At 64.3% G+C, this 18,008-nt stretch carries 19 protein-coding genes; 10 read left to right on the forward strand and 9 right to left on the reverse strand.

Translation table 11 applies throughout. The annotated features are described in order from the left end of the window. Positions 1-104 precede the first annotated feature (104 nt). The 5 genes from ACSU04_RS08970 (at position 105) to dctP (ending at position 6,424) form a co-directional block, all read left to right on the forward strand. A complete protein-coding gene (locus tag ACSU04_RS08970) occupies positions 105-2,780 on the forward strand; it encodes an outer membrane protein assembly factor BamB family protein (RefSeq protein ID WP_439289166.1) in 2,676 nt (891 codons plus the stop codon). 160 nt (positions 2,781-2,940) lie between these two features. Next, the gene (locus tag ACSU04_RS08975) at positions 2,941-3,528 is read left to right on the forward strand and encodes a TRAP transporter small permease (RefSeq protein WP_439289167.1); all 588 of its coding nucleotides are present in this window, start codon (positions 2,941-2,943) and stop codon (positions 3,526-3,528) included. Positions 3,529-3,531: 3 nt separating this feature from the next. Continuing rightward, entirely contained in the window at positions 3,532-4,809 is a 1,278-nt protein-coding gene (locus tag ACSU04_RS08980; RefSeq protein WP_439280244.1) for a TRAP transporter large permease, read from the forward strand. A 25-nt stretch (positions 4,810-4,834) separates the two neighbouring features. After that, a complete protein-coding gene (locus tag ACSU04_RS08985; RefSeq protein ID WP_439289168.1) occupies positions 4,835-5,272 on the forward strand; it encodes a type II 3-dehydroquinate dehydratase in 438 nt (145 codons plus the stop codon). Between the two features lie 105 nt (positions 5,273-5,377). Next, positions 5,378-6,424, forward strand: a complete 1,047-nt coding sequence (gene dctP / locus ACSU04_RS08990; protein ID WP_439280242.1) for a TRAP transporter substrate-binding protein DctP — start codon at positions 5,378-5,380, stop codon at positions 6,422-6,424. A gap of 104 nt (positions 6,425-6,528) precedes the next feature. Here dctP and ACSU04_RS08995 read toward each other — a convergent pair whose 3' ends face one another. The 3 genes from ACSU04_RS08995 to ACSU04_RS09005 all read right to left on the reverse strand — a co-directional run bounded on the left by ACSU04_RS08995 (position 6,529) and on the right by ACSU04_RS09005 (position 9,080). Continuing rightward, positions 6,529-7,209 (reverse strand): IclR family transcriptional regulator, encoded by a 681-nt coding sequence (locus tag ACSU04_RS08995; protein ID WP_439280241.1) that lies wholly within the window; start codon positions 7,207-7,209, stop codon positions 6,529-6,531. A gap of 5 nt (positions 7,210-7,214) precedes the next feature. Then, positions 7,215-7,916, reverse strand: a complete 702-nt coding sequence (locus ACSU04_RS09000) for an IclR family transcriptional regulator (RefSeq protein WP_439280240.1) — start codon at positions 7,914-7,916, stop codon at positions 7,215-7,217. A gap of 162 nt (positions 7,917-8,078) precedes the next feature. Further along, positions 8,079-9,080 (reverse strand): ThuA domain-containing protein, encoded by a 1,002-nt coding sequence (locus ACSU04_RS09005; RefSeq protein ID WP_439280239.1) that lies wholly within the window; start codon positions 9,078-9,080, stop codon positions 8,079-8,081. Between the two features lie 158 nt (positions 9,081-9,238). On the opposite strand from ACSU04_RS09005, the gene ACSU04_RS09010 reads away from it, so the two are divergent. Further along, positions 9,239-9,844, forward strand: coding sequence for a zinc-binding alcohol dehydrogenase (locus ACSU04_RS09010; protein WP_439280238.1), 606 nt, complete (start codon positions 9,239-9,241; stop codon positions 9,842-9,844). Positions 9,845-9,940: 96 nt separating this feature from the next. Here ACSU04_RS09010 and ACSU04_RS09015 read toward each other — a convergent pair whose 3' ends face one another. Together ACSU04_RS09015 and ACSU04_RS09020 are read right to left on the reverse strand one after the other, a co-directional pair. Continuing rightward, positions 9,941-10,255, reverse strand: coding sequence for a potassium transporter Trk (locus tag ACSU04_RS09015; RefSeq protein ID WP_439280237.1), 315 nt, complete (start codon positions 10,253-10,255; stop codon positions 9,941-9,943). Positions 10,256-10,320: 65 nt separating this feature from the next. Further along, positions 10,321-10,689: a sterol carrier family protein gene (locus ACSU04_RS09020; RefSeq protein WP_439280236.1), complete on the reverse strand. Its 369-nt coding sequence runs from the start codon at positions 10,687-10,689 to the stop codon at positions 10,321-10,323. A 50-nt stretch (positions 10,690-10,739) separates the two neighbouring features. Here ACSU04_RS09020 and ACSU04_RS09025 point away from each other — a divergent pair, with 50 nt between their 5' ends. After that, positions 10,740-11,423 (forward strand): NUDIX hydrolase, encoded by a 684-nt coding sequence (locus ACSU04_RS09025; protein ID WP_439289169.1) that lies wholly within the window; start codon positions 10,740-10,742, stop codon positions 11,421-11,423. Between the two features lie 31 nt (positions 11,424-11,454). After that, positions 11,455-12,732, forward strand: a complete 1,278-nt coding sequence (gene purD / locus ACSU04_RS09030) for a phosphoribosylamine--glycine ligase (RefSeq protein WP_439289170.1) — start codon at positions 11,455-11,457, stop codon at positions 12,730-12,732. Between the two features lie 71 nt (positions 12,733-12,803). On the opposite strand, the gene ACSU04_RS09035 is transcribed toward purD, so the two are convergent. Then, positions 12,804-13,334 carry a GNAT family N-acetyltransferase gene (locus ACSU04_RS09035; protein ID WP_439289171.1) on the reverse strand — a complete coding sequence of 177 codons (531 nt, stop codon included), beginning with the start codon at positions 13,332-13,334 and terminating at the stop codon, positions 12,804-12,806. A gap of 56 nt (positions 13,335-13,390) precedes the next feature. After that, positions 13,391-14,899 carry an MFS transporter gene (locus ACSU04_RS09040; RefSeq protein WP_439289443.1) on the reverse strand — a complete coding sequence of 503 codons (1,509 nt, stop codon included), beginning with the start codon at positions 14,897-14,899 and terminating at the stop codon, positions 13,391-13,393. A gap of 79 nt (positions 14,900-14,978) precedes the next feature. On the opposite strand from ACSU04_RS09040, the gene ACSU04_RS09045 reads away from it, so the two are divergent. Beyond that, on the forward strand, positions 14,979-15,839 hold the full coding sequence (locus ACSU04_RS09045; RefSeq protein ID WP_439289172.1) for a phosphoribosylaminoimidazolesuccinocarboxamide synthase: 861 nt from the start codon (positions 14,979-14,981) through the stop codon (positions 15,837-15,839). Here ACSU04_RS09045 and ACSU04_RS09050 read toward each other — a convergent pair whose 3' ends face one another. Then, positions 15,840-16,229, reverse strand: a complete 390-nt coding sequence (locus ACSU04_RS09050) for a type II toxin-antitoxin system VapC family toxin (RefSeq protein ID WP_439280231.1) — start codon at positions 16,227-16,229, stop codon at positions 15,840-15,842. Beyond that, positions 16,226-16,489, reverse strand: a complete 264-nt coding sequence (locus ACSU04_RS09055; RefSeq protein ID WP_439280230.1) for a type II toxin-antitoxin system VapB family antitoxin — start codon at positions 16,487-16,489, stop codon at positions 16,226-16,228. The genes ACSU04_RS09050 and ACSU04_RS09055 overlap by 4 nt, the downstream gene beginning before the upstream one ends. Before the next feature lie 163 nt (positions 16,490-16,652). On the opposite strand from ACSU04_RS09055, the gene ACSU04_RS09060 reads away from it, so the two are divergent. Next, complete coding sequence (locus ACSU04_RS09060; protein WP_439289173.1) at positions 16,653-17,993, forward strand: uracil-xanthine permease family protein; 1,341 nt, start codon at positions 16,653-16,655, stop codon at positions 17,991-17,993. The last annotated feature ends 15 nt before the right edge of the window (positions 17,994-18,008 follow it).

Here is an 18,008-nt window from a genome sequence, read left to right on the forward strand (position 1 = left end):
ATATTCCGCGTCCGTCCCACCCGATGGGCCGAGGGTTGGCTGGGCTGCGCAAGATCGATAGCTTCCGAAGAGTTCTGGGACCGATGACGACCAAGGAGCTCACGATGTCCACACATCTCGCGACACGATTGGGGGTGGCGGGGATCGCGGCGGCAGTGACGCTCTCACTCGCCGTCAGCCCCGTATTCGCCACCGATGATCCCGTCGGCGGTGGCCTGACCGCCACCGCGCCGACGCAGGAAGACATGCCCACCGTCGGGGGAAACCTCGGCAACCAGCACTACTCTGCCCTCGCTCAGATCACGAAGAGCAATCTCGACCAACTGGCTCCCACATGGCAGACCCACCTCTCTGCAGCGGCGCCAGCATCTGACGACATGGGCCAGCAGACGACGCCGATCGTCGTCGACGGCGTGATCTATCTCGACACACCCAGCGGCGGCGTTGCCGCAGTAGACGGCGCCACCGGCGAGACCTCCTGGAAGTGGGAGAACAATGACTACGGCATGTCGAGCACACGCCGCGGGGTGTCTGCCGGCGAAGGACGCATCTACACGCTTGCCGGCGATAACCGCGTCGTTGCCCTCGATCAGACGACCGGCGAAGAAATCTGGGCTGTTCAACCGACAGGCCCAAACGGTGAGAACCTCGGACGCGTCGCCAAGGTCGCGACCGTCTATTCGGAAGGCCTCGTATATGCGCACGCCGCCGACGGCGATCGAGGCGCGGTGGTCGCCCTCAACGCCGACGACGGCAGCTACGTCTGGCACTTCTTCGGCGGCCCCAACCGCGGTGAAGAGTTCACCGATGTGAATGGCAACACCTTCGACGCCTCGGCGACGTGGGGCCCCGTGCATGAGGACGGCACCGACTGTGCGGTCGAGGGCGGCGCGACTTCTTGGATGCATGGCGCTGTCGACCCCGAACTTGACATGTACTACATGACATTCGGCAACCCGCGCAGCTGCAACACCTCGCAGGATGGCTCCGGTCGGCCCGGTGACAATGTCTTCTCCGACACTCTCGTGGCAGTCGATGCCGCGACGGGCGAGTACAAATGGCACTACCAGTCGATCCGCCATGACATCTGGGACATGGACAACGTGCACGCCCCGAACCTGGCCGACATCGAGGTGAACGGCGAAGAGCGACAGGTGATCTTCTACGGCAGTAAGTCTGGACACCAGTTCGTGTTGGACCGCACGAACGGCGAGCCGGTTCTGCCGGTAACCGAAAGGCCCGTGATCACCGATGATCGCCAGGCGAACTCCGCCACGCAGCCTTTCCCCGCTCAGCGACTGCTCCCAGAGTGCGTCGTCTGGCAGTCACTCGGCGCGGATACGGTTCCTGGTGACCCGTGGCGTGGTGTGCCCAACTACAACGGGTACCAGCCGAACGAAGACGGCGAGCTCGTCTTCAACCCCGACAGCTATGTCGCCGCTGACCAGGATCACCTGACGTATCCGGAAGGGAGCGCAGGAAACCGCGAAGGCTGCATGTACGACCCGCAGTGGGATCTCCCGATCCTCTCCACCACCAGCCAGAACGGCGGCGGCGACTGGTCGAACAACGCCTACAGCCACAGCACGAACCTCGTGTACTTCCCGTACGGCACGAACAACGTGGCGCACTGGAACGGCGCATCCGCCAACGGTCAGCGCGCGATCGGCCAGTACCAGACCGGTGGCATCGTCGCCTACGACGCCTCCACCGGCGCGGTCGAATGGACCCAGCACCTCGGCACGGACATGTCACACGGTCAGGGCCCTCTGGCGACAGCATCCGACCTGGTCTTCGTCGGCCAGATCGACGGGCGCCTGCTCGCGATGGATGCCAACAAGGGTGACGTGCTCTGGGATTTCCAGACCGGCAACGGCATCGGTTCCGCACCCGTCACCTATGAGATCGACGGCGAACAGTACGTCGCCGTTCTCGCGGCGGGTACAACGAACCCGTACGGCGGTTCGGTGACCAAGGGCGACTCGTTGTGGGCGTTCAAGCTCGGCGGCGACTACGTCACGGCCTCCGGCAGCCAGGAAGGCCCGTTGACGGCACCGCTGTCGATCCGCCGACCCGTCAGCGGGAACGCCGTCGAAGGCAGCACCGTCGACAACACGGTGCTGCTGGCTCGCGCTGATCGCACCTCCGACACGCTCAAGGCTGCGGACAGCACCAACCAGGCGGCCATGCAGCCCACGCACCTGCGCGTCCCGGTCGGCACCGCGGTGACGTTCCTGAATCCTGGAGCGGACACCTTCGCGCAGTATCCGAACAAGCTCGAGCACTGCGCCACCCAGTTCTTCGAGGGTGAGTTCAATGCACGTCTGCAGCCGGGAGAGAGTTACCAGCACACCTTCGACAAGGCGGGCGATTATTTCTTCAACGACTGCACCGACCCGCGTCCCACCGGCAAGATCGAGGTGTACGCCGCATCCGAGGACATTCCCGGTGCGTTCTCGATTCCCTCAGGAAAGGTGAACCTCCGCGTGCAGGACGGTCTCTTCACCACGGCGAAGGGCACCATCACTGCACATCTCGATCTCCCGAAGGGATACACGCAGGAGGGCGACGTGTTCCTGGAGACCGCGCTGGGACTGCAGCCGATCACCGCGTCGAAGGTGACGGGCAGCAAGAACCACCTGGTCATCAAGTTCGACAAGGCCGATCTCGACAACAACGTGCCGATCGGAGTGACTGAGCTGACTGTCGTCACAAATGCGGTGCAAGACGGCGTGCAGAAAGAGGTCAGATCGACGGTGAGCGTTACCGTGGCCAAGTAGCCCAACGCGCACGATCCGGTGCCGCGTCGCCTCAATGGCGGCGCGGCACCCGTGCGCTCTGGGCTCGTCCCATTCGCTGGGACATGGCTTGGTGAGTACAACCACCACAGACAGAGTGGCCACGGCGGTCAGCGAATCGCCACGACAGAGAGGACAGATCATGGGACCGAAAAAGGACCCGGAAGAGTCGATCTACGGTCCCACCGAGACCGTCTTCACCACACCCGATGTGAACCTGGGCGTTCCGCAGGAGTCACGGTTCATCCGCGCACTCTCGAACGCCGAAATGATCATCTCCGTCGCGCTTTTCGCAGGAATTTTCTTTGGCGTCATGCATCAGGTGATCGGTCGATATTTTCCCGCCCTGAGCTGGGTCGGCTCCGGTGAGCTCGCGCTGCTGTCGATGATCGCGATGACGTTCATGATGATGGGCTACCTGACCGGACGCAACGGCCACATCGTCATCGAGGTATTCGACGGCGTGCTGCGTGGCAAGAAGCTCTTCGTGGTGCTGCGCGTGATTGCAGCGGTGATCATGGTGGTCACAAGCATCGCTCTCGTCTACGACGCCTCCGTGAAGATCGGGCTCGAATGGACCCGTGTCAGCGCGGCAATGGGCATACCGCTGGGGATCCTCTACATCTTCGCCTTCATCGGCGGCCTTTCCACCGGCATCCACTCGATATGGAAGATTCCCCACGCGAACCGACCAGAGCGTCAGCTCGAGATCTCCGAAATGGAGGGCTGATCCATGGATCTCTGGCTCTTTGTCCTGCTCATGGTCGTGCTGATGCTGCTGCGCGTACCCGTCGCCTTCGCGATGATCGCTCCGAGCATGCTCTACTTCTACAGCCACAACCTCTCCGCGGGGTACGCGACCACCTCCATGGTCAACGGGATCAACAGCTTCCCGCTGCTCGCGGTCCCGCTGTTCATCTTCGTCGGCACGATCGCGAACCACCTCGGCATCGCCACGCGGCTGTACGACTTCGCAAAGGCGCTACTGCCGCGACTGCCCGGCAACCTCGCCTATGTCAACCTCACCACCGCGGTCGGGTTCTCCTGGATCAGTGGGTCGGCGTTGGCCGACGCCGCCTCCACGAGCAAGGTGCAGATTCCGCAGATGCTCAAGGCGAACTACCCCTACGGCTTCTCCGCAGGCCTCACCTCGGCCGCCTCGCTGCTCAGCACCGTGATGCCTCCGAGCATCCCCGCCGTCCTGTTCGCAGCGACGGCATCCATCTCGACGGGCGCCCTGTTTGCGGGGTCCGTACTTCCGGCGCTCCTCATGGCGATCGGCCTGGCCATCTATATTTTCATCTGGGTGCGCATGCATCCGGAGATCGCAGGAAGTCGCTCGTTCAGCGGCGCGATGCTGCGACGCGCAACGGTCCGCGTGATCGGCCCGATGACGATCCCGGTGATCATCCTCGGCGGCATCTTCAGCGGATGGTTCACCCCCACCGAAAGCGCCGGGATCGCGGCAGCCGTCGTGCTCGCCCTCGGTGCTGTCTATCGAACGCTCACGTGGCGCAAGCTCTGGATGGCCATGAAGGAGACCGTCTTGATGTCCGGTGGCATCCTGCTCATCCTCGGCGCCTCGAACCTGCTGGGCCAAGTGCTCACCCGCGAGCAGGTCTCCCGGAATCTCGGCGAAGCCCTCACCACTCTCACTGACAACCCCATCGTCTTCCTGCTGCTGCTCAACGTGCTGCTGATCCTGCTGGGCATCTTCCTGGAGGCGGCGCCGGTGATCCTCGTTCTCGTGCCGATCCTGATGCCGATCAGCGCGACCTACGGAATCGACCCGGTGCACCTCGGCGTGATCATGATCATCAACCTGATGATCGGCTCTCTGACGCCGCCGGTCGGCGCGGTGCTGTTCGTGGTCGGATCGGTCACCCGAAGGCCTATGGGCGAGCTGTTCCGCGGCGTCCTTCCCTTCCTAATTCCGCTTGGTCTGGTGCTCCTGCTGCTGACGCTCTTCCCCGCGATCGTCACGATCGTGCCCACCCTCCTCAACCTCTGACGTGAGTCACCGAAAGGACTCGACCGTGACCAGGAAGCTCTACGTACTCAACGGCCCCAACCTCGACATGCTGGGCCATCGCGAACCCGAGATCTACGGGACAACAACTCTCAAGGACATCGAGTCCGAGTGCACTCGAGTCGCCGCCGAGGTCGGATTCGAGTTGATGTTCGCGCAGTCCAATGCCGAGCACGAGATCATCGGCTGGCTGCATGATGCGTACCGTGACGGTGCTGCCGTCGTGATCAATCCCGCGGGGCTGAGCTTTCAGTCTGTCCCCGTTCTCGATGCACTTCGCATCCTCAACATTCCCATCGTCGAGATTCACATCTCGAACATCCATGCCCGAGATGAAGCGCATCGGCATTCCCTGATGTCATCGGTCGCGACCACGGTCATCGCCGGGGCCGGGGCCTACGGCTACGAGCTCGCCGTCCGCGCCGCGGACGCGATCGCCGCGTAACCGTTCCATTCGCCGAGAGCGCAGTTGGCAATCGGACACCCACGAGTAAGAGTCATCACACACAGCAGACCAGCGCAATGAAGCGCCCGAACAGAGGAGAATCACATGGTCAGCAAGATCACGATGCGTCGAAGCATCGTCGCCACATCGGCATTCGCGGCAACCGCGCTCATGGTGGTTGGGTGCAGTGCCGCTACTTCACCTGAGCCGGCGGGCGAATCGGGCACCAACGAGGTCACACTCGCCGTCTCGCTCACCCAGAACGAGCAGACCCCCAACTATTACTGCGGTGTTGAACTGCTCAAGGATCGCCTGGAGTCCTCGGGGCTGGGCTTCACCGTTGACCTGTATCCCTCGAGCCAGCTCGGCCCGCACGCCGACCGCTTCCCGATGGTGCAGGCCGGCGACATCGACATCGATCTGCTCGGCGGATCAGAGCTCGCCACCACTTTCGCTCCGATCGAAGCGGTCGACGCGGCGTACGCCTTTGACGACACCGACCATGCGTTCTCCTGGATGGATGAAGGATCAGAAGACCTCTTCACCGCTTTCCACGACGCGACCGGTGTGAAGATTGTCGACGGCTGGCTGTTCGGTAACCGCACCTTCACGACCAAGGACGTCGAGGTCCGCAGTCCTGACGACCTCGCCGGCGTGCCGATTCGCTTCCCGAACTCGCCCGGCTTCCTCGCGAACGCCGAAGCGCTGGGAGTCGACAGCCCGGTCTCGGTCGCCGTGGAAGAGGTCTACACGGCCCTGCAGCAGGGCATCGCCGTCGGTCAGGAGAACCCGATTGTTGCAACCCACTCGTCGAGCTACGACGACGTGCTCAACGTCGCGATACTGAACGACCACAACGTCGGCATCCAGTTCGTCGTCGTCGGCGACAAGACGTACGAGAAGCTGAACGAAGAGCAGACCGAACTGCTGGAGAAGACGATCCACGAGATCCGGGGCGAGAACCGCACCTGTGTCGACGAGGAGACCGAAGAGATCATTCAGGGCTACCGCGACAACCCCGACTTCACCGTCATCGAAAAGGACGAGATCGACATCGACGCGTTCATTAAGAAGGCGGAGTCGTTCTTCAAGGATTACTACTCCGGTGAGACGCTCGAGGCTTACCAGAGCATTCGCGACTCCTCGAAATGATCTGAACGTTTGAAGGCGGGGCGGGGCGGACGCGAAAGCGCTCGCCCCGCTTCGTTGTGTGTGGCGGGCGCGCGCATGGCGCCCGGCGTTGTCTCGGCTGAGTTCTAGGAGGCGGCGATGAGGCGACTGATCGTCGTTGCCGCGCGCCGCACGATCGGTGCGGCGTCGACGGGATCGAGCGCACCGATCGTGCCGCTCAATGCCAGCGCAGCGACCGTATGCCCGCGTTCCTGCACCGGGCTCGCCACGCACAGGTGGCTGCCATGGAAGGCCTCATAGGTCGTCACCGCGTCGTGAGCACCGGCCGTCTGCTCTCTTCGCTGCTCGAATGCGGTGAAGACGGCACCGAGCGCTGTCGTGGCACGGGGCAACCGCTCGCCGATGCGCGCGGCGGGGAACCCGGCATCCCTTCCTCGCGCATTGGCGATCACGACGACGTCCTCACCATCGGCGATCGCCAGCTGCACATTGTGCCCGGTGGTATCGCGCAGGCCGGCCATGGCGCTGATGGCGAGCCGACGAAGCCGCCGCGGTCGCTCCACACTCTGGCCGAGCTCGAAAAGTCGCAGGCCCAGATACAGTCGACCACCGACGCGGTCGAGATATCCTTCCGCGACGAGATCGGCCGCGATGCGAGAGACGGTCGACTTCGGAAGGTTCGCGCGCCGAGCAAGCTCGGTCACGCCCAATCCTTCTCCTGCTTCGCCGATCTCACTGAAGGCGTCGAGGATGGCGGTCATCCGATCGAGAACGCTGACGGTCTCCGTCCAGGGTGCGGTGCGCATGGCGCTCAGGCCGCAGCGAGGCGTCTGGCCAGCGAGACGCCAGCGGCACGCACCAGCGGAGCGATGTTGTCTGGGCGCATTCCACCTGCAGGACCCGCGACAGAGATCGCACCGATGACGCTGTTGTCTGAACTGATGATCGGGCTCGCAACGGCCAAAACGCCCTGATAAGACGCGCCGGCATCGGTGGCAAGCATCGATGTCCGAACGGCCAGAAGTTCCTCTTGGAAATGCTTGGCCTCTTCCGCGAACAGCGGCGCGCTGACGCGATCGATGACGTGCTGGTCGTCGCAGAAGGCGAGGAACGCCTTGCCGCTCGCAGTTGTCAACGCCGGCGAGCGCATCCCCGCCCAGGTGGGCAGCATCGGAAGCCGCCCGGGAGCGGCCGCGAGGGAGACCATATCGACGCCCTGCTGCACCCACAGTCCGACACGTTCGCCGGTGTGCTGTGCCAGCTGGCTCATGATCGGTGCGGCCGCAGCGACCAGTCGCCGCGGCATGGTGGCCAATGCGCCTAGTTCGAACAGCCTCAGGCCTAACGTGACACCCTCGCTGTCACGCGCGAGATAGCGCTGCGAGACCAGCTCACTCACCAGACGCGCGGCGGTCGACTTCGGGATGCCGGTCGCTGTGGCGATGACGGTCACGGAGACCGTGCCGTTTGCACGCTTGACCGCATCGAGTATCGAAAGAATGCGCGTAAGCACAGACGCTGGACCGCTGGAAGCTGGGGAGCTGGAGAGACGCAACATCGGGACCCTTCGTCGGGCAGCTTCTTCGACCTGCCCGAGACTGAAGCTAATGCGTGGTGTGAGGGAACGCAATGTGGGCCCGAACAGCGTGTCGCTCATTCGGGCCCACCTCGCGGATCAGGACTTGCAGAAAGGCTGGATCCCCATCACGCTCTCGAGACCTTCCATGACGTGGCTCTTGAAGAGTTCGTCGTTCTCTGTTTCAGCATCCGTCCAGTTCTCTGCCGCGTGGCCGAGGCTGGTGACGAATGACCGACCGCCGTCGTAGTACTGGCACCAGCTGACCGGGTGGTTCTCACCGTGCCCTGGGTGGCCGCTTGTGCGGCCGTTGAGGCTGGTCGCCGCGTCGACCTCAAGCAGCACGTTGACGTAGCTGGGGTACGGGTAGAGGTTGTACCACTCGTCTGTGAACGCCCATGTCTTGGGCATGAAGCTCGTCGTCACGTCCTTCGTGTTCATGACCTCCACAGTCCCCGCACGGTTAGGGGCGTGGTCAAAGAAGTTCGTGCCGCCGAGCAGGCCTTCGTACCACGGCCAGTTGTACTCGGTGCCGAGCGCATTGTGGATGCCCACGAACCCACCGCCACCGCGGATGTATTTCTGGAGAGAGGTCTGGGCTGCGTCGTCCAGGCTGTCACGGGTGGGGCTGAGGAACACGATCGCCTGATAGTTGCCGAGTCGGGAGAATGCTGCGAGGTCTTCGGTGTAGTCCACCGCGATTCCACGCTCCTCTGCCCAGCTCTTCAGACCAGCCTGTGCGACATTGTCGGCGTTCAGAGCCGGGTTCAGTCCCGGTGCGAGCGGCGTGCCGAGGTGCGCATGGCGCGGACCACCGGTGCGGCTCCAGATGAGGATCTTCTTCTCCTCACCCTCCACCCAGCCGTTGCCCCAGTTGTGGTAGCAGTCAGCATTGGTACCGCGGCACACGCCGTAATCTGCCACCCCGTCGAGATAGATGTCCGAAGCGGTGACCGGCTTGTTGCCGTTTCCGTTTCCATTGCCGTTTCCATTGCCGTTGCCATTGCCGGCAGCGACGGTTGCTGAGCTCGCAGCAAATAGACCGGCGCCGAGCACCGCGGCTGCCACCAGCGCGATCCCTGAACGCAAAAAGGAATTCACGTGATCTCCCTTGATCTTTCGTATCGGATGCCAGCGACGTTGAACATGCCAGCTGAATCCTGAACTTAGGGTTCGGGCGCACTACCGGCAACAGCTGTCCCATCCAGTAAGCCACCCCGGGACCCGCAGACGCCACGCGATCTCCCTAGGATGGGGCCATGGCCGACAAGCCGCAGTGGTTGATCCGCGAAGACGCCGGAGTTCCGGTGCTCGTCGCGCTCGCGCTGCGCCAAATGCTCGGCATCCGTGAGCCAGAAGACCTGCCGAGCCTGCGTGATCTTCAGGTGCGAGCGCCGGACGCGACGGATGCCACCCCAGAGCTGGAAGCCCAGTGGCGCGAGTACTGGAACATGACCGTCGAGCCGCGCGCGCATCACTCTGATGTACCGCTGGAACTCGTCGACGGATTCGACACGATCGTCGCGCTGCCCGCCACCGGCGCCGGGCAGCTGCGCGAGGCGATCACTCCGCTCGCGGTAGCCGCCCAGCAGTACGCCCAGACTGCGCACAACCGTTACGTCGATTCGATGAACACTGCCACCGGTGGCGGTTCTTATCGTGCGTATGCGAGCGCGATTGCCGAGTTCGAACGCGAGATCGGCAGGCGTGCGCATTCGTTTGAACTTAACGTGCAGGTACTGCCGTTCTCGCAGCGCGGGATCTGGTGGATCGGCGCTCTCTCAGTCGCCGTCACCGATGGACTGCGACGAGACGTGGTGGCGTTCGACGCCGCCATCCGCCCGGTCATCGCCGAATTGGCCTAGCGCCGGGCCAGGCTTTCGAGTGGCCGGTTGTGGCTCGAAAATCACGCAGAATTGAGCCACAAACGACCATTCGCAAGGGGTGCGAGGGGTGGGGGATCAGTCCGCTTCGATGATCGTTGAGCGGTCGACCTGAACGACGCGGTCGTGGCGGCGCGCGATGCGCTCGAGCAGCATCGCGAAGAGGGCGCCGAGGGCAAGCCCGATCGGGGCCGTCCAGAGCAGGGCGAACCCGAAGACCTGACTCGGCGGGTAGACCACGCCAATCGCCGCCGATGGCTCGTAGCTGCCCATCATGGTCAGGATGCCAGCGGCGCCGATGCCGAGCACGACGCCGATGGCCATGAACACGCCGTACCGCGGCACACGCCGAACGGTTGCTTTGACGATCTCGTGGGGCTCGGGGACAGACATGCTTCCATTGTCCCACTGTTCATCTATGGATGCGCCAGCGGATGGTGTCTGCGGAGACGGGGCCACTAGGGCCGCAGCGGCAGCAGATCTGACAGATCGGCACGAGTGCCGGATGCCTGCACCCTGCCTGCCGCGACGACCTCGACCCAGGATTCCGAACCGGTCGCGACGGCGATCCAGCTCGCGGCATCCATCTCGATCACGTTCGGCGGGGTGCCGCGTGTGTGCCGAGGCCCTTGCACAACCTGCACCGCACCGAATGGCGGCACCCGAACCTCGACGCTGTTGCCAGGGGCCTTCTCATCCAGCAACTGCAGCAGGTATCGCACGGCCGTCGCCGATGCCATGCGCGCGGGCTTCTCTCCTGCCGCGTTCGCGGTGCGCACCGCATCCAGCGCCGCCCGCCCGTCGGCAATGTCGATCTTCTTGGCCATGTGTCCATCTTCCCGGATCCTCCGTCCCACGCACCGCGTAGGGTCAAAGTGTGAGTGACATTCAGCATCCAGACGGCGCCCGTGCCCAGTTGCTGAACGCGGCACAGACCGGCGATTGGGCCGCTCGAGTGCTCCCCCAGCTGGCCGACTGGAGCGCTGCCCGCGAATCGGCGGTGCTCATCCTGTTCGGGGTGCTCGACAGCATCCCCGCCCGCACGGTCGACGCCGCGGTCGCGCGAGATCTCGACGTACTGCTGCAGCGGCGCGCGTCTACCCTCTCGTCGCACCCAGGACAGGTGTCGTTCCCTGGCGGCGGGCGTGATGCAGGCGATCGTGACGTCGTCGACACGGCGCTGCGCGAGGCTGAAGAAGAGACCGGACTGGATCCGACCGGGGTCGAGGTGCTCGCGACCCTCCCCGAGATTCCTCTTGCGGTCAGCAACCACCGAGTCACACCCGTGCTCGGCTGGTGGACCACGCCATCGAAGGTGGCGGCTGTCGATCACGCGGAAACCGTCGAAGTGTTCCGAGTGCCGGTCGCTCAGCTTCTGGACCCGGCGACGCGCTTCCGCTCTGTGACCAGCCGCGGCCCGCTGAGCTTCAAAGGGCCTGCATTCGATGTCGACGGCACGATCATCTGGGGCTTCACGGCGATGGTGCTTGATCGTCTGTTCGACGCGTGCGGGTGGACTGTGCCGTGGGATGAGACAGACGAGCGATCGGTGACGAACTGACGGTCGCCGCCCGGCTCGGTAGTCTGGGACTGTGAAGATCCTCGTCCTCGGTTCCGGTGCCCGTGAGCACGCGATCATCCTCGCCCTTCGAGCAGAAGCGGCCGAGCATGAGATCCTCTGCTCACCCGGCAACGCCGGCATGGCTCAGGATGCGACACTCGTCGTCGTCGACCAGCTCGACGGCGGTGCGGTCACCACCTTCGCGAACGAGCACGCTGTCGACCTCGTCGTCATCGGCCCCGAAGCTCCGCTCGTCGCCGGTGTTGCAGATGCGTTGCGTGAACGCGGCATTCCGGTGTTCGGCCCCGGCAAGGCCGCGGCCCAGCTGGAGGGATCGAAGGCCTTCGCCAAACGGATCATGGATGCCGCATCAGTGCCGACCGGACGCGCTGTGCGCGCCACATCCATCGCCAACGTTGCGGCCGCATTCGACGACCTCGGTGCCCCCTACGTGGTGAAGGCCGACGGTTTGGCCGCAGGCAAGGGCGTCATCGTGACCTCTGACCGTGCCGAGGCCCTCGCGCACGCCGCACACTACCTGCCCGCAGGCCCGATACTTATCGAGGAGTTCCTCGCTGGCCCTGAGGTGTCGCTCTTCTTCCTCAGCGACGGAGACACGGTGCGTGCGCTCAGCCCCGCCCAAGACTTCAAGCGTGCCTACGACGGCGACGAAGGCCCTAACACGGGCGGCATGGGCGCGTACTCGCCGTTGCCGTGGCTGAATGAGCAGTTCGGCAGCGAGCAGGAGTTCGTCGAACTCGTCACCGAACAGGTCGCACTGCCGGTCATCCGTCAGATGGATGCCGAGGGCACCCCGTTCATCGGCCTCCTCTATGCCGGCCTCATCCTCACTGCCTCCGGCGTGAAGGTCATCGAGTTCAACGCACGCTTCGGTGACCCCGAGACTCAGGTCGTCCTGCCACGTCTGATCACTCCCCTGTCGGAGCTGCTGCTGGCCGCAGCATCCGGAAATCTTGAAGATCAGCCGCAGCCCAAATTCTCCGACGACGTCGCGATCACCGTGGTGCTCGCCAGCGAAGGCTACCCGGAGGCGCCGCAGACTGGTCGGCAGATCTCGGGCCTTGCGGATGCCGCCAGCGTCGAGGGCGTGCGAATTATCCATGCGGCGACCGCCGGCCCGGATGCTCCGGGCGGAGACCTGGTCGCCACCGGCGGCCGTGTGCTCAACGTCGTTGCCGTCGGATCAGACTTCACCGCCGCGCGCGCTCAGGCCTACGAGTCGATGGGCCGTATCGGACTGGACGGCGCGCATTTCCGTAGCGACATCGCCGCCCGCGTCTCGGAGTAATTCGGACTAGGGCTCAGCAGCGCGAGCAGGCTTCAATCACGCGAACCCACGGTGAGACGTGTGCCTCGCCGTTACAGCGTGATCCAGTAGCGGCGCAGCTGTGGGTGGTCCTGTTCGGTGGCATCGATCGTGTCCTGCAGTACGCCACCGGCTCCCTCGATCGTGCGGAATGACCCGGGGTTGTCGTCGTCGCAGGTGAGCATCACGCGGTCCAGGCCATGCGCCCTGGCCGTGTCGAGCACGAGGCTCAGCGCATCCTTGGCGATGCCCTCTCGCCGGCGTGACGGCCGCACCGCGTAGCCGATGTGGCCACCGAACTGGCGCAGATGGTCGTTGAGCTCGCGGCGGAACGCGATGAAGCCGACGACCTCACCAGCGGCGGTGATCCAGAAGAAGTCGCACGAGACGTGACCGTCGGGAAGCTCTGCCGCAGCATCGGCATACAGTGCTGCCTTCGCGATGAAGCCTTCGCATGCAGCACGATCTGGCACCATGCCTGCGTCATACCCACCACCGTCGATGTGCGCGCCGTCGAACTCGGTGACGGCCGCCGCCCAGGAGTCGAAGAGGTCGGTCGTAGGGCGGGTGAGCTCAATCGTCATCGCAACAGGACACCAGATCAGAACCCCGAGCGCAAACGGACGCGCGAACGGATCGGTTATTCGACCACCGGCTCGTCCACCAGATCCTCTGATGCGGTGCGAGTCAGGTGCTTCGGGCGACGCAGGAACAGCACCGCCGCGACGCCGAGCAGAATGAACGCCGCCGGAAGCAGCATCGTCTGCGCCATGGCATCCGCAAAGGAGGCCGCGATCGCATCTGGCATTTGGCCCTCACCGAAGCCGCCCGTCGCATCCTTCACGCCGGGCAGGTTTTCCTCAAGTCGGCTCTGCATGAATGCGGCGATCGCGGCGGAGCCCAGCACCGAACCGAACGTACGCATGGTGTTGTAGATGCCCGATCCGGCACCAGCTTGGTGCAGCGGCAGGTCGCGAGTTGCTGTGGTGGCAAGCGGGCCCCACATGCCGGCGTTGCCGAAGCCGAGAAGCGCTGATGGAACCAGCAGCCAGCCGATCGGAATCTGGGTGTTCATCATCATGGCGAACGTGAACAGCGAAATTGATACGAGCAGCAGTCCTGGAATGAGCATGGTCCGCGGGTCGATGCGGTCGAGCAGCGCACCGGCGAATGGCGACACCACACCTGCGGCGAGCGCCATCGGAATCAGCAACAGCGCGGATTCGGTGGGAGTGAGCCCACGTGCCGTCTGCAGGAAGAACATCAGCGGCAGTGCCTGCGCCGTCACCGTGAATCCGACCGTGGCGATCGCGACGTTCGACCACGCGAAGTTGCGGTTGCGGAACAACTCCATGGGCACGAGCGGTTCGTTCTTGGTGCGCACCTGGTACCAGAGGAACAGCCCGAGCACGACAACACCGACGACGATCAGACCCCAGACCGAAATCGGCCCCCAGATCATGCCCCAGTCGTGGGCCTCGCCTTCCTGCAGGCCAAAGACGATGAGGAACAGCGCGATCGCACTGAGGAAAACTCCGGGAATGTCGAAGCGGTGGGAATGCGTCTCAAGCTTCGGCACGAGAATGCACGCCAGGATGAATCCGACGACGCCGACCGGCAGGTTGATGAAGAAGATCCATTCCCACCCGAGACCATCCACGAGGAATCCGCCGGCCAGCGGGCCGACGAGCATCGCGACGCCGGATGCTGCGCCCCAGAGCCCCATCGCCGCGCCTCGCCGCTCCGGCGGGAAGGTCCGAGTGATGACCGCCATCGTCTGCGGGGTCAGCAGCGCTGCGCCGATCCCCTGCGCGGCACGCGCCCAAATGAGTCCGTCCAGTGTCGTTGACAGCCCGCACCACAGGGACGCCAGAGTGAACACCGCGAGGCCGATGAGGTAGATGTTCTTGGGACCGAATCGGTCACCGAGCCGGCCGGTGATCAGCAGTGGCACGGCATACGCGAGCAGGTAGGCGCTGGTGACCCACACGACCCGGTCGAGGTTGTTCGACTCCGGGTCGAGCGCTGCTTTGATCGCCGGGTTCGCAACCGAGACGATCGTGGTGTCGACGAGGATCATGAAGAAGCCGATGACCAGCGCCCACAGCGCTGGCCACGGGCTGCGTTCCGGTGCCGCCGAGGACGCCATGGAGGATGCTGCGGATTGAGTCACGCGGCAACGCTACACCTGGCCCACAACAATGGGGCGGACACGGGATAATGGGCGGATGAGCACTCCTCTGAGCATCCCCGGCTGGCGACACCTCTACTCCGGCAAGGTCCGCGACCTCTATGCCTCGGAGGATGCCGACGACACCCGCATCCTCGTCGTCGCGAGCGACCGCGTCAGCGCCTTCGACTTCGTGCTCTCCCCCGGCATCCCCGAGAAGGGTGCACTGCTGACTCAGCTCAGCCTGTGGTGGTTCGCGCAGCTCGACTTCCCGAATCACCTCGCCGAGGGTGAGATGCCGGATGCTGTCGCCGACCGTGCGATGCTCGCGCAGTCGCTGGAAATGCTGCCGATCGAGTGCGTCGTCCGCGGGTACATCACCGGGTCGGGCTGGGCCGAGTACGTCGAGAGTGGAACCGTCTGCGGCATCCCGTTGCCCGCTGGCCTGGAGAACGGCGACCGCCTACCCGAGCCGCTGTTCACCCCGGCATACAAGGCGCCGATGGGCGAGCACGACGAAAACATCACGTTCGAGAAGACCGTAGAACTGGTCGGCGCGGAGCGCGCTGCCGAACTGCGTGACGCATCGATCGCGATCTACGCTCGTGCCGCGGCGATCGCCGAAGAGCACGGCCTGATCCTCGCCGACACCAAGTTCGAGTTCGGCACGGATGCCGACGGCACCCTGCGGCTGGGCGACGAAGTGCTCACGAGCGACTCATCGCGCTATTGGGATGCCGCAACGTGGGAGTCCGGCACGATACCGGCCGAGCGGATGGCGAGCTTCGACAAGCAGATCGTCCGCGACTGGCTGGCGTCGAACTGGGACAAGCAGGGCACCCCGCCCGTGCTGCCCGAGGAGATTGTCGTGCGCACCGCTGACCGCTACCGCGAGCTCATCACCCGGTTGACCGCGTAATCAGGGCGCGGCTACCCGCACGTCGGTGTGGATGAAGTCGTCGCCCTTGAAGAGGAGCGGCTCGTCGAGCGCGATCGCAAGCGCGTAGCTGAAGCAGTCCCCGAAGTTGAGCTTGGCGGGGTGCTTTGATCCGCGACCGTAGCGACGGTAGGCATCCGATCCGATTCGAGCCTGCTCCTCATCTGCTGCGACCACACGAGTGTCGCTTCCTCGAATCGTGGTCTCCAGCGCCGCGATCTTGTCAGCACCCCTGGCCTGCACAACAATTCGCGCCTCCAGCAGCGTTCCAGCGGAGATGACGCTGTCCTCTCGCGCGAGCAGTTGACTATAGCGCTCGGCCTCCGGCTCCGCCTGCAGGATTGCCATCAACGCGGACGTATCGACGATCATCGCGGAAGACCCATGTCGTCATACATGTCTTCGATGATCTCCTCATACGTGGGTCTGGGCGGCAGATCTTTATTGAACTCCACAACTGCCCCACGAATTGCTGCTAGCCGTCGCGCGACTTCCGCTTCTTTCGCGCCGCCCATCTCCTCGAGCCTCCGCCGCACCGCATCCTCAACCGCGCTCGTCTGACTCTGCCCGGTGAGCTCGGCAAGCTGGCGCACCATCTCATGCACCCGCTCGTTCTTGATGTTCAGGCTCATAGCATCCATTTTCGCACCCTTCTACCATTGTTGCCACTGTTCTACCCTCGACATCCGACACGGACGCGCCCAGTGCAGAACCGCGCCAGCATCCCAGGGAACACTCAGGAATCGATAGTGTTGCTCCAGCACTCCCACTACCCGAAACTTGAGGAGCACCCGCATGCCCGTGTGGAAGATTCATGGCGACGGCCACACCGTCGCCCCCGGCGAAGTCGTCAAGCCAGAAGAGCGCCTGAATTGGCCTGCCACCTTCGCGATCGGCGCACAGCACATCGTCGCCATGTTCGGCGCCACCTTCCTGGTGCCGATCATCACCGGCTTCCCGGTATCGACGACTCTGCTCTTCTCTGGACTCGGCACCCTGCTGTTCCTGGTGATCACGCGCAACCGGCTCCCCAGCTACCTGGGCTCGTCGTTCGCCTTCCTCGCACCGATCACCGCGATCAACGCTGGCCAGTCACTCGAGACTGGGCAGCAGATCGCCCAGGCACTCGTCGGTGTGCTCGTCGTCGGCCTGTTGCTCGCTGGTATCGGCTTCCTGGTTCAGGCCGTCGGCAGCGGCTGGATCGACAAGCTCATGCCGCCCGTTGTCGCCGGATCCATCGTCGCGCTCATCGGCTTCAACCTCGCCCCTGCCGCCTGGAACAACTTCAACCTCGACCCGGTGCTCGCGACCATCACGCTGTCGGCGACCATCCTGTGCAGCGTGCTGTTCCGCGGCTTCCTCGGGCGCATCTCGATCTTCCTTGGCGTGATCGTCGGGTACCTGGTCGGCGTGTTCACCGGAAAGGTCGACTTCCAGCCGATCGCGGATGCCGCATGGGTGGGCCTGCCCGAATTCCACCTCGCTGCGGTCACCGACCCGGAGGCGTGGAAGTTCGTCCCCATGTTCTTGCCGATCGTGCTCGTGCTGATCGCGGAGAACATCGGACACGTGCGAGGTGTCGCCACCATGGCGAACGACCCCTCGATCAACAAGCACACCGGTCGCGCGCTCATCGCCGACGGCCTCGCCACCACCCTCGCCGGCGGATTCGGTGGATCCGCGACCACCACCTACGGCGAGAACATTGGCGTAATGGCCGCGACGCGCGTGTATTCCACCGCCGCATACTGGGTCGCCGGCTTCGCTGCGATCCTGCTGGCGTTCTCCCCCAAGATCGGGATGATCTTCAACACGGTTCCCGCTGGTGTGCTCGGCGGTGTCACCACCGCGCTGTACGGCCTAATCGGTGTCATCGGCATCAAGATCTGGGTCGATAACCGCGTGGACTTCTCACGTCCGGTGAACCAGTACACCGTCGCGGTTTCGTTCGTGATCGCCGTCGGCGGCTTCGCGATGAAGTGGGAAGGCTTCGAGCTCGGCGCCATCGTCATCGGCACGTTCGCGGCCCTGCTGGTCTACCACCTGGGCAACGCGATCGCCCGTGCGCGCAAGACCGGCGCAGACGACGGCGGCCCGATCCCCGCCGTCGGCCCTCTGGGCGGCGACCCAGAGTAGCGATCACGAAGGCCG

Source organism: Microbacterium sp. A84, from assembly GCF_051842815.1.
Classification (GTDB): Bacteria; Actinomycetota; Actinomycetes; order Actinomycetales; family Microbacteriaceae; genus Microbacterium.

Bases quoted from the DNA above. Each gene is read 5' to 3' on its own strand.
- ACSU04_RS09060 (WP_439289173.1), top strand. From the start codon at position 16,653: ATGCCCGTGTGGAAGATTCATGGCGACGGCCACACCGTCGCCCCCGGC.
- ACSU04_RS08995 (WP_439280241.1), bottom strand. From the start codon at position 7,209: ATGCGCACCGCACCCTGGACGGAGACCGTCAGCGTTCTCGATCGGATG.
- dctP (WP_439280242.1), top strand. From the start codon at position 5,378: ATGGTCAGCAAGATCACGATGCGTCGAAGCATCGTCGCCACATCGGCA.
- ACSU04_RS09045 (WP_439289172.1), top strand. From the start codon at position 14,979: ATGAGCACTCCTCTGAGCATCCCCGGCTGGCGACACCTCTACTCCGGC.
- ACSU04_RS08975 (WP_439289167.1), top strand. From the start codon at position 2,941: ATGGGACCGAAAAAGGACCCGGAAGAGTCGATCTACGGTCCCACCGAG.
- ACSU04_RS08980 (WP_439280244.1), top strand. From the start codon at position 3,532: ATGGATCTCTGGCTCTTTGTCCTGCTCATGGTCGTGCTGATGCTGCTG.
- ACSU04_RS09015 (WP_439280237.1), bottom strand. From the start codon at position 10,255: ATGTCTGTCCCCGAGCCCCACGAGATCGTCAAAGCAACCGTTCGGCGT.
- ACSU04_RS09040 (WP_439289443.1), bottom strand. From the start codon at position 14,899: ATGGCGTCCTCGGCGGCACCGGAACGCAGCCCGTGGCCAGCGCTGTGG.
- ACSU04_RS09010 (WP_439280238.1), top strand. From the start codon at position 9,239: ATGGCCGACAAGCCGCAGTGGTTGATCCGCGAAGACGCCGGAGTTCCG.
- ACSU04_RS09035 (WP_439289171.1), bottom strand. From the start codon at position 13,334: ATGACGATTGAGCTCACCCGCCCTACGACCGACCTCTTCGACTCCTGG.
- ACSU04_RS08970 (WP_439289166.1), top strand. From the start codon at position 105: ATGTCCACACATCTCGCGACACGATTGGGGGTGGCGGGGATCGCGGCG.
- ACSU04_RS09050 (WP_439280231.1), bottom strand. From the start codon at position 16,229: ATGATCGTCGATACGTCCGCGTTGATGGCAATCCTGCAGGCGGAGCCG.
- ACSU04_RS09055 (WP_439280230.1), bottom strand. From the start codon at position 16,489: ATGAGCCTGAACATCAAGAACGAGCGGGTGCATGAGATGGTGCGCCAG.
- ACSU04_RS09020 (WP_439280236.1), bottom strand. From the start codon at position 10,689: ATGGCCAAGAAGATCGACATTGCCGACGGGCGGGCGGCGCTGGATGCG.